We start from the raw sequence: 9,980 nt of genomic DNA on the forward strand, positions 1-9,980 counted from the left end.
CTTCAGCCCTCCCGCACCAGGCTGATGCGGAAGGCGGCGCCCTGCGCGCTGGGCACCAGCACCAGGCTGCCGGAAAATTCCTCCACGATATCCTTGGCGATCACCAGGCCCAGACCCAGGCCCATCGGCCTGCTCGTGGCAAACGGGGTGAACAACCTTGCGGCGATTTCGGGGTCCAGGCCGGGGCCGTTGTCGGCAATGGTCAGGTCAAGCGTCGTTGGCGTTTCGGCCACCGCGATGGTGATTGCCGCATCGGGCACGCCGGCCAGCGCCTCGATCGCATTTTGCAGGATGATTACCAGGACTTGTTCCAGCCGGGTCTTTTCCGCCCGGACCCGCAGCGCGGGATCGAGCGGGGGCAGGGCTAGCGACACGCGTGACAGCTGCTCCTTGAGGATCAGGCGCGCGCCGTCGAGCGCCTCTGCCAGCACGATCGCGCTTTCGCCGCGGCTGCCCTTTCGCGCAAAGCCGCGCAAGTGCTGGGTGATCGCGCCGATGCGATCGGCCAGGCGCGTGATCGCGGCGAGGTTGGCCCGCGCCTCTGCGCTTTCGCCACGATCGAGGAGGAGCGCGGCGCTGGCGGCATAGTTGCGGATGGCGGCCACCGGCTGGGCGGTTTCATGCGCCACGCTGGCCGTGACCTGGCCCAGCGTGGCCAGGCGATTGGCCTGGCGCAGGCCTTCGCGCAACGTGGCGGCGCGGGCCTCTGCCGCCGTGCGTTCCTGGATTTCGCTGCGCAGTTCGGCCGTGGCCTGGGCCACCGCGCTTTCCAGCTGGGCGGTGCGGCGCCGGCGCTGGCGCGCGCGCTCCACCAGGGCAGCGGCCACGGCGCAAAGCAGCAAAACGATCAGCGCGGTGGTGCCTTGGGCGACGCGCACCGCCGGATCGACCGTGCCCGCCAGAGGCAGCGCCAGGTTGAGCCGCCAGCCCGCCGCATCGGGCCCAGATTGGACCAGCAGATGCGGCGTCGCCGTGCCCACCGGCACCAGCAGTCCGGCAGAGGGGCGGGCGAAGGGCGGCGGCGGCAGGGCGGGCACGCCGAGCGATTGCTGTTCGGCTTGGCGAACGGGCGGCGTGAGCGGCGCAGTGGCGGCAAAGCGCCAGCCGGGCCGGCTGGCGACGAGCACCACGCCCTGCCGGTCGGTAACGAACGTGATGCCGGGCGCGGCGCGCCACGCGCTTTCGATGCCATCGAATTCCAGCTTGACCACGACCACGGCCGCTCCGCCTGCCGCGCGCGTGGCCAGGTACAGGCCTGCCTTGTGGCTGGCGGTGCCCAAGGCGAACTGCTGCGCCTGGCCGCTTTGCAGCGCCTGCCGGAAATAGGGGCGGAAATTGTAATCGCGGCCGATGAAGCTTTGCGCCTGGCGCCAGTTGCTCGCGCCAAAGGCAAACCCGCCGCGATCGATCACATAGATGGCCGCGGCGCCGAATTCCCGCGCCAGCGCTTCCAGCTTGCGATTGAGCGCGGCACGGGCTGCCGGCGCCGGGGTCTGCGCCGCGGCAACGAGATCGCGGTCATCGGCCAGCGCGCGGGGCAGCAGGCGGAACCGGGCAATCTCGCTGGCGAGCAGCGCCTGGCGCAAGCGCAGGTCCTGCCGCCCCTGGGTTTCCACGCGCGCCAGCATCACCTGCCGGGCAATCGCCCCAGCGAGCGCGGCAGCGCCAAGCGCCAGCAGCAGCACGGCCGCAAGGGCCCAGAATCGGCGAAGCGATGACATAGCCAGGATGCTATCAGGCTGAGCCGAAAATTGCACATGCCTGAAGAAAGATGTGTCGAAATATGCACATCAGAATGGCAGGGATGCAGTTATAGTACTGAATACCATTGGTAAAATAAGTGATCCCAAACCCTTTTGACGCGCGCTGCAGCCGCCTATGGTAGGGATCAAGCAGGGCCAAGCAACGCGACCTGCCGAGAGGACGAAAGGCATTTTCCGATGATCGTTGCCGCGACTGATCCATCTGCGCCCGCAGCCAAGCCGGCCCGGCGCTGGTATGGCCATCTCTATGTCCAGGTGGTGGCCGCGATTGCGGCAGGCGTCCTGCTAGGCCATTTCCACCCGGCGGCGGGCGAAGCGCTCAAGCCGGTGGGTGACATGTTCATCAAGCTGGTCAAGATGGTCATCGCCCCGGTCATTTTCCTGACCATCGTGACCGGGATTGCCGGGATGCGCGATCTGGCGGCGGTGGGCCGCGTGGCGGCCAAGGCCTTTGCCTATTTCCTGTTTTTCTCCACCCTCGCGCTGGTGGTGGGGCTGATCGTGGGCAACGTGATGCGCCCCGGTGCCGGCCTCAATATCAATCCTGCCACGCTCGATGCCGGCAAGGTGGCCGATTACGCCGCCAAGGCGCATGAAAGCACGATCGTGGGCTTCCTCTCGGCGATGATCCCCGACACGTTCCTTTCGGCACTGACGCAGGGCAATATCCTGCAAGTGCTGGTGGTGGCGGTGCTGTTCGGCATTGCCCTGGCGTCAGTGGGCGAGCGTGGCCAACGCGTGCTCAGCCTGCTCGACGACGTTTCGATCGTGGTGTTCAAGCTGGTGTCGATCGTGATGAAGGCCGCCCCGATCGGCGCGTTTGGCGCGATGGCCTTCACCATCGGCAAGTATGGCGTGGGCAGCCTGGCCAACCTGGCGCAGCTGGTGGCCGCGTTCTACATCACCGCGCTGCTGTTCGTGCTGGTGGTCCTGGGCGTGGTGGCGCGGCTGGCGGGCTTTTCGATCCTGCGGCTCATCGCCTACTTGCGCGAGGAACTGCTGCTGGTGCTGGGTACGTCTTCCTCGGAAAGCGCGCTGCCCGCGCTGATCGAGAAGATGGAGCGCGCCGGCTGTTCCAAGACGGTGGTGGGCCTCGTCGTGCCCACCGGCTACAGCTTCAACCTGGACGGCACCAACATCTACATGACGCTCGCCGCGCTGTTCATTGCCCAAGCCTGCAACGTGGAATTGACGCTGGGCCAGCAAATCCTGCTGCTGGGCGTGGCGATGCTGTCGTCCAAGGGCGCGGCCGGGGTAACCGGCGCGGGCTTCATCACCCTGGCAGCGACGCTGTCGATCGTGCCTTCCGTGCCGGTGGCGGGCATGGCGCTGATCCTGGGGATCGACCGCTTCATGTCGGAATGCCGCAGCCTGACCAACTTCGTCGGCAACGCGGTGGCCACCATCGTGGTGTCGCGCTGGGAAAATGCGCTGGACCACGAGGCACTTGATGCAGCGCTGCACGGCAAGGCGCTGCCCCCGCCGGCACAACAGGCGCACGCTGCCTAAGCAGCGGCGCACCAAGGGAGAGTTCATCATGGACCTGAATTTTTCGCGGCTGCGGGCCGCCACGGCCCCGCTTTGCCTGCTTACCGCCACGCCGGCCCTGGCCGAGACCTTGCCCGAAGCCACCGCCGGCAGCGAGCGCAAGAGCTATCCGCTGGCATACAACGGCGATGCCGCCGCCGCGCCGGGCAGCTATGCCCTGTCGCGCTGGGCCGAGGATTGGCGCGGGATGCGCAACCCGGCCAAGCGCGACGATCCGCTTGACCGGTTGAAGTTCATTCCGCTCGACGCCGACGGCGACAGCTACCTGACGCTATCGGGCGAACTGCGCCTGCGCATGAACATGACGACCAATCCCAACTTGCGCGACGCGCAGGCGCAGCGGCAGGACATCAACCGCGAAACCCTGGGCGCAGACCTGCACATCGGCCCGCATTTACGGCTCTATGGTGAAATCTCGCATGGCGGGATCGGCGGGCGCAACCTGGGCGCCCCGGCGGCGACGCTGCGCAACGACCTGGTGTTCCTCCAGCACTTCGTGGAAGTGGACGGCACGATCGGCGCGGCCGAGGTGGGCGCGCGCTATGGCCGCCAGGAATTCACCGATGGGCCCAATATCCTGGTGTCGCAGCGCGACAACAACACCATCCGCTATACGCTGAACGGGTTTCGCGGCTGGGTGCGCACCAGCAATGCGCGCCTGACGCTGTTCGATCTCAAGCCGACGGCCTATGGCGACCTGGGCACCGATGACGACGTGGTCGATCCGGCCCGGCGCTTTTCCGGTGTCACTGCCGGGTTCGTGCTGCCCAAGAGCACGCTGGGGGGATCGCAGCTGACGCTCGATCTGTTTGCCTGGCGCCGGCGCAACCTGGTGGGCACCTGGGGCGGGCGGATCGGCCCGGCGACGCGGTTTTACGCCGGGGCGCAGCTGCGCGGCGATGTGGGGCGGCTGGGCCTGGATTGGTCGGTCAACCACCAGTGGGGCACGTTCGTGAACCAGGGTATCGACGCCTGGCAGGCATTCCTGGCGCAGACCTGGCGGATCGGCAAGGGCCCGGCCAAGACCGCGCCGCGCGTGGGCGTGCATGTCGATTATGCCAGCGGCGGGGGCGGCTATGGCGATGGCAAGCTGCGCAATGCCTATGCCCCGTTCGGCAACAACATCTATTTCAGCTATCAGCTCTACCTCACCCCATCCAACCTCGTGGCGGTGACGCCCAACGCCAGTTTCACCCCGTTCCGCAACGCGCGGTTGAGCGCCGAATACGAACTGGTGTGGCGTGACAACGTCTATGACGCGGTCTATCGCGCCAATGGCCAACCCTTTGCCGGCACGCAGAATTATCACGGCCGCAAGATTGCCGACGTGATGCGGGCGCAACTGGTGTGGAATGCCACGCCGCGCCTGACGCTGACCGGGCGCTATGAACACCTAGCGGCGCGCGCGGCCTTGACCGACGCGGGCTATCGCAGTTCGGATTTTATCGCGGGGTGGATCAGCTATCGCTTTTGACCGGCACGCGGGCTGGCTATAGCCAGCGTCTTTCCCCTGCCGCGATGGAGCCCGCCCGCCATGAACAAGGCCGCAATCACCCTGCTGTTGACGGTTGCCCTACCGATCTCAGCACCGACCGCTGCCCTGGCGCAATCGGCCCCGATCCCCGCCGCGCAGAAAGCCGGCTTTGACCGCATCCACGAAAGCGACTTGCGCGCGGACCTGGGCCTGGTGGTGTCGGACGCGTTGCAGGGGCGTATGTCGTTGCAGCCGGGTGATGATGCCACGGTGCAATGGGTGGCGGCCGAATTTGCCAAGGCCGGGCTGGAACCGGCAGCGACCGACGCCAGCGGCGCGCCCAGCTTTCTGCAGGCCGTGCCGCTGGTGGAATATCGCCCCAATGCGGCGGCCAATTTCCTGGCGCTGAGCAGCGGCGGGACCACGCGGCGCTGGCAGGCACCGCACATCATGGGCGGCTATCGCGACGATGTGGAGATCACCGCGCCGCTCGCCTTTGCCGGCTATGGCATCACCGCGCCAGGCGTGGGCTATGACGATTATCGCGGGCTCGACGCCAAGGGCAAGATCGTGGTGGTGTTCGAGCACGAGCCGCAGGAAAACGATCCGGCCTCGCGCTTTGGCGGCACGGGCAACACCCGCTATGCCACCAACCGGGTCAAGGCGCTGAATGCCCAGGCCCATGGCGCGCTGGCCGTGGTAGTGATGGCCGAGCCCAACCGCAAGCATCCGTCGAATTTCGATCGGGTAATGCGCATCGGTGGCAGCGCCAAGCGCACGCCGCCCCTGCCGGCGCAGGCGTTGGTGGACGATGCCTTGCATATTCCGGTGATCACCGTGGACGACGAAACCGGCACGGCACTGCTGGCGGCCAGCGGGCAGAGCCCTGGCGCCTTGCAGGCCGCGATCGACAAGGCGCTGGTGCCCCAATCGCGCCCGCTGACCGGCGCGCAGGCGACGCTCCACCTGGAAAACACCGTGCGTTCGCGCGGGGTGACATGGAACGTGACCGGCTTGCTCAAGGGATCGGACCCGACGCTGGCGCCCGAAACCGTGATCATCAGCGCACATCACGATCACGACGGGTCCAGCGGGCCGGAAATCTGGCACGGCGCCGACGACAATGGTTCGGGCACGGTGGGCGTGGTGGAGCTGGCCCGCGCCTTCGTGGCCAATGGCGTGCGACCCCGTCGCTCCATCCTGTTCACGGTGTTTGCCGCGGAAGAGCGCGGGTTGCTCGGCGCCTATTACATGGCAGCCCATCCGCTGCGCCCGCTGGCCACCACGCGCGCGATGATCAATTTCGACATGATCGGCCGCAACGAGGCGCCCAGCGACCAGACCACCGGCCTGATCGAGATCCCGGCCGACACGACCAACCGACTGAACCTGATCGGCGCGGCCTATAGCCCCGATTACGCGCGCACCGTGGCAGAGGCCAATCGCAGCGTCGGGCTGGTGCTGGACGATCGCTTCGACCACGAAAACGCGCTCAACGTGTTTTTCCGCAGCGACCAGTTTCCTTTCGTTCTCAACAATATCCCGGCATTCTGGTTCTTCACCGGGTTCCACCCCGATTATCACCACACCACCGACACGGCCGACAAGATCAACTACGCCAAGATGACGCGCATCCTGCAACTGTCCTACCTTTCGGCCTGGCGCTTTGCCGATGGGGCAACGCCGCCGGCTTTCGTGGCCGACCCGCCGGGGCAACGCTGAACCGCCGCGCGCGGTTGCTTGAAATTCAATCGCCCGGCGCAGAATTGCACGCGGGGGCAGGGTTTCAAATCCTGCCCCCGTCTCTATATCGCGGATCAATTCACGGTGCTGCGGCGCCGCCCTTTATTCGCGCATTTTCCGTGCGTTCTTTGTGCGTGCCATGCATGGCACCGCCCAACCGGAAGCGATCGTTGTCGATGACCCATTCCTCCCTCGCCCGGCCCTGCCCATGGGAGCGCCCATGCTAGTGCCCCGCCGGCGGGGCATTGCCGTGGCCAACGCCGAAAGCCGCGATGGCATCGTTCCTGCGGTCAGCATCTATGCCCCAGCCCATCGTCCGGGCGGACCACCCCAATCGACGGCAAGCTATCGCCTGGTCGCGCTGATCGTTGCCTGCGCGCTGTTCATGGAATTCGTCGACGCCACGGTGCTGGCAACCGCCCTGCCGACGATGGCGCGCGATTTCGGCGTGCGGCCGCCGGAAATGAGCATTGCGCTCACGTCCTACCTTCTGGCGCTGGCGGTGTTCATTCCTGCTTCTGGCCTGCTCGCCGATCGGTTTGGTTCACGCACCGTGTTCCGCGCGGCGATCGGGCTGTTCATGGTGGGCAGCTTTGCCTGCGGGCAGGCGCCCAGCCTGGAATTCATGGTCCTGGCGCGCTTTGTCCAGGGGATGGGCGGGGCGATGATGATCCCGGTCGGCCGCCTCGTGCTGCTGCGCAGCGTGGCCAAGCACGACATGGTCAGTGCCATGTCGTGGCTCCTGGTGCCGGCGCTGATCGGGCCGGTGGTGGGACCGCCGCTGGGTGGGTTCATCGTCACCTATCTCGACTGGCGCTGGATTTTCTACATCAACCTGCCGGTCGGCTTGCTCGGCCTGTGGCTGGTGGGGCGCTTCATTGCCAATTTCCGCGAGGACAACCCCGGCACGATCGACTGGGCGGGCTTTGCCCTGAGCGGGGTTTCGCTGGGCTGTCTGCTGTTCGGCTTCGAAATGGCGAGCCGCGCCGGCAAGGGGCCGCTTGCGGCAGGGCTGCTGGTGGTGGGCGCAGTGGCCGGCGTGCTCTATGTGCGCCACGCCCGCGGGCGCGAAGGGGCAATCCTGGATCTCTCGTTGATGAAGGATCGCACGTTCCGCCTCTCCGTCATCGCCGGCTCGGTCACGCGGATCACGCAAGGGGCGCAGCCGTTCCTGCTGCCTTTGATGATGCAGGTTGGGTTCGGCTTTTCGGCGGTGCACAGCGGCATGATCACGGTGGCCACCGCGATTGGCTCTTTGGCGATGAAAGGCGCCGCGCCGCGCGTGCTGCGCGCTTTCGGCTTTCGCCGCACGCTGGTGTGGAACGGGGTGATCGGCACGGCCGGCTATGCCGTGTGCGGCCTGTTCGCGCCGGGCTGGCCGGTGTGGGCGATGTTTGCCGTGCTGGTGCTGTCGGGCTTTTTCATGTCGTTGCAGTTCACCGCCTACAACACCATTGCCTATGACGGCATATCGCCGCCGCAGATGAGCAGCGCGACGGCGTTTTATGCCACGTTCCAGCAATTGATGCTGTCGCTTGGCATCTGCATCGCGGCGGTGGCGCTGCACCTGGCGATGCTGCTGCGGGGCCACACGCGGCCGCTGCTCGATGATTTTTCGGCTGCGTTCTGGGTGGTGACTGCCATCTCGCTGGGTGCCACGATCTGGAACCGCCAGTTTGCCACCAATGCGGGCGCGGAGATCAGCGGGCATTCCGATTGACGCACCGCAACAGGGGCTGTTAAAGGCGCGGGCATTCGCATGGACCCGGTGCAATTCCGGGTGGCTATTCCGGCCGCCGATCCGCCGGACAACGCACTTCGCAGACCTCGAGATTGCCGCCCGGATGGGCAGGCTGCTCTGCGATTTTCGCGGATTTTTCTATGTTGTCATTGTTTTCCCAAGAATATCGCGCGTCGTGGTTTCGTGGCGTGGGCGCGGCACGGCGCGATGTGCTGGCCGGCATGGTCGGCACGTTTGCGCTCATCCCCGAAGTCATTGCCTTTTCCTTTGTCGCCGGGGTCGATCCACAGGTGGGGCTCTATGCCTCTTTCGTGATCGGCATCGTCATTGCCTTTGCCGGCGGCCGGCCGGCGATGATTTCGGGCGCGGCCGGTTCGGTGGCGCTGGTGGTGGGCGCGCTGGTCCAGGCGCACGGGCTGGCCTATCTGCTGGCGGCCACGGTGCTGGCCGGGGCATTCCAGATCGTGTTCGGCCTGCTCAAGCTGGACGTGCTGTTGCGCTATGTCTCGCGCTCGGTGCGCACGGGGTTCGTCAATGCCCTGGCGATCCTGATCTTTTCGGCACAGGTGCCGCAGATGGTGGGCGTGGATTGGCACACCTGGGCACTGATCGCGGCGGGCCTGGCGATCATCTATCTGCTGCCCCGGTTGACCCGCGCCGTGCCATCGCCGCTGGTGTGCATCGTGGTTCTGACCGCCATCACCATGGCCGTGCCGATGCCGGTCCATACCATTGCCGATCTGGGCCGGCTGCCTGACGGCCTGCCCCATCTGGCGCTGCCGGATGTGCCGTTCAGCCTGGCAACGCTGCGGATCGTGTTTCCCTATGCCCTGGCAATGGCCGCCGTGGGCCTGCTGGAATCGATGATGACCGCCACCGTGGTGGACGATCTGACCGAAACGGCGAGTTCCAAGGCCCGTGAATGCACCGGGCTGGGCCTCGCTAACATGGCGGCCGGCCTGTTTGGCGGGATCGCCGGTTGCGGCATGATCGGCCAGACGGTGGGCAATGTGCGCTATGGCGGGCGGGGGCGCCTTTCCACGCTGACGGCAGGTGTGTTCCTGCTGGTCGTGTTGGTGCCGTTGCGGCCCTGGGTGGCGCAAGTGCCGGTGGCCGCACTGGTGGCGATCATGATCATGGTGTCGGTCTCCACCTTCTCGTGGGGATCGCTGGCCGATCTGGTGCGCCATCCCAAGGTTTCCAGCGTGGTCATGCTGGCAACCGTGGCCGTCACGGTGGCCACGCACGATCTGGCCGCCGGCGTGGTGGTGGGCGTGCTGCTGAGCGGCGTGTTCTTTGCCTTCAAGGTCACGCGATTGATGGATGTGAGCGTGGGCCACGATCCCGGCAGCGACACGCGTATCTACACCGTTTCGGGCCAGGTGTTCTTTGCCAGCGCGGATGTCTTTGCCCAGCGTTTCGATCTGCGGGAAACTGCGCCGCAGGTGCGCATCGACCTGACGCGCGCGCATTTGTGGGACGTGACGGCAGTGGCCGCGCTGGAAGACGTGGTGGCCCGGCTGCGCCGCCATGGCACGGCGGTGACCGTGGTGGGCCTGAACCAGGCCAGCGCCAGCCTGGTTGACCGCCATGCCCCGCGCGTGCGGGAGGGCGCTGGCCTGGCCCCCGCTCTGGACCCCGCCTGATCTCCAAGCTGGACGCTGCCCCTTGGCCTGGGCCGCGCAAAGTGCGAGTCTTGAAGGATCAATCG

Annotated in this window: 6 protein-coding genes and 1 other annotated feature; of the genes, 5 read left to right on the plus strand and 1 reads right to left on the minus strand. The window is 66.5% G+C overall.

Translation table 11 applies throughout. From position 1 onward, the window contains the following. Nucleotides 1-2 precede the first annotated feature (2 nt). The gene (locus R9J51_RS21985) at nucleotides 3-1,721 is read right to left on the minus strand and encodes an ATP-binding protein (protein ID WP_179562336.1); all 1,719 of its coding nucleotides are present in this window, start codon (nucleotides 1,719-1,721) and stop codon (nucleotides 3-5) included. Between the two features lie 219 nt (nucleotides 1,722-1,940). On the opposite strand from R9J51_RS21985, the gene R9J51_RS21990 reads away from it, so the two are divergent. The 5 genes from R9J51_RS21990 (at nucleotide 1,941) to R9J51_RS22010 (ending at nucleotide 9,915) form a co-directional block, all read left to right on the plus strand. Then, nucleotides 1,941-3,272, plus strand: coding sequence for a dicarboxylate/amino acid:cation symporter (locus tag R9J51_RS21990; protein WP_168557101.1), 1,332 nt, complete (start codon nucleotides 1,941-1,943; stop codon nucleotides 3,270-3,272). A gap of 28 nt (nucleotides 3,273-3,300) precedes the next feature. Next, a complete protein-coding gene (locus tag R9J51_RS21995) occupies nucleotides 3,301-4,785 on the plus strand; it encodes an alginate export family protein (protein WP_179562334.1) in 1,485 nt (494 codons plus the stop codon). Nucleotides 4,786-4,845: 60 nt separating this feature from the next. Next, nucleotides 4,846-6,507: a M20/M25/M40 family metallo-hydrolase gene (locus R9J51_RS22000; protein ID WP_179562332.1), complete on the plus strand. Its 1,662-nt coding sequence runs from the start codon at nucleotides 4,846-4,848 to the stop codon at nucleotides 6,505-6,507. A gap of 241 nt (nucleotides 6,508-6,748) precedes the next feature. Further along, entirely contained in the window at nucleotides 6,749-8,248 is a 1,500-nt protein-coding gene (locus tag R9J51_RS22005) for an MFS transporter (RefSeq protein WP_168557104.1), read from the plus strand. Between the two features lie 38 nt (nucleotides 8,249-8,286). Continuing rightward, nucleotides 8,287-8,342 (plus strand) — a sequence feature (sul1 is cis-regulatory element that is thought to sense ions involved in sulfur or methionine metabolism; They are found in Alphaproteobacteria). A gap of 67 nt (nucleotides 8,343-8,409) precedes the next feature. Further along, the gene (locus tag R9J51_RS22010; RefSeq protein ID WP_179562330.1) at nucleotides 8,410-9,915 is read left to right on the plus strand and encodes a SulP family inorganic anion transporter; all 1,506 of its coding nucleotides are present in this window, start codon (nucleotides 8,410-8,412) and stop codon (nucleotides 9,913-9,915) included. Nucleotides 9,916-9,980 lie beyond the last annotated feature (65 nt).

Source organism: Novosphingobium rhizosphaerae, assembly GCF_050920675.1.
GTDB classification, from domain to species: domain Bacteria; phylum Pseudomonadota; class Alphaproteobacteria; order Sphingomonadales; family Sphingomonadaceae; genus Novosphingobium; species Novosphingobium rhizosphaerae.

Bases quoted from the DNA above. Each gene is read 5' to 3' on its own strand.
- R9J51_RS22000 (WP_179562332.1), top strand. From the start codon at position 4,846: ATGAACAAGGCCGCAATCACCCTGCTGTTGACGGTTGCCCTACCGATC.
- R9J51_RS21985 (WP_179562336.1), bottom strand. From the start codon at position 1,721: ATGTCATCGCTTCGCCGATTCTGGGCCCTTGCGGCCGTGCTGCTGCTG.
- R9J51_RS21995 (WP_179562334.1), top strand. From the start codon at position 3,301: ATGGACCTGAATTTTTCGCGGCTGCGGGCCGCCACGGCCCCGCTTTGC.
- R9J51_RS22010 (WP_179562330.1), top strand. From the start codon at position 8,410: ATGTTGTCATTGTTTTCCCAAGAATATCGCGCGTCGTGGTTTCGTGGC.
- R9J51_RS22005 (WP_168557104.1), top strand. From the start codon at position 6,749: ATGCTAGTGCCCCGCCGGCGGGGCATTGCCGTGGCCAACGCCGAAAGC.
- R9J51_RS21990 (WP_168557101.1), top strand. From the start codon at position 1,941: ATGATCGTTGCCGCGACTGATCCATCTGCGCCCGCAGCCAAGCCGGCC.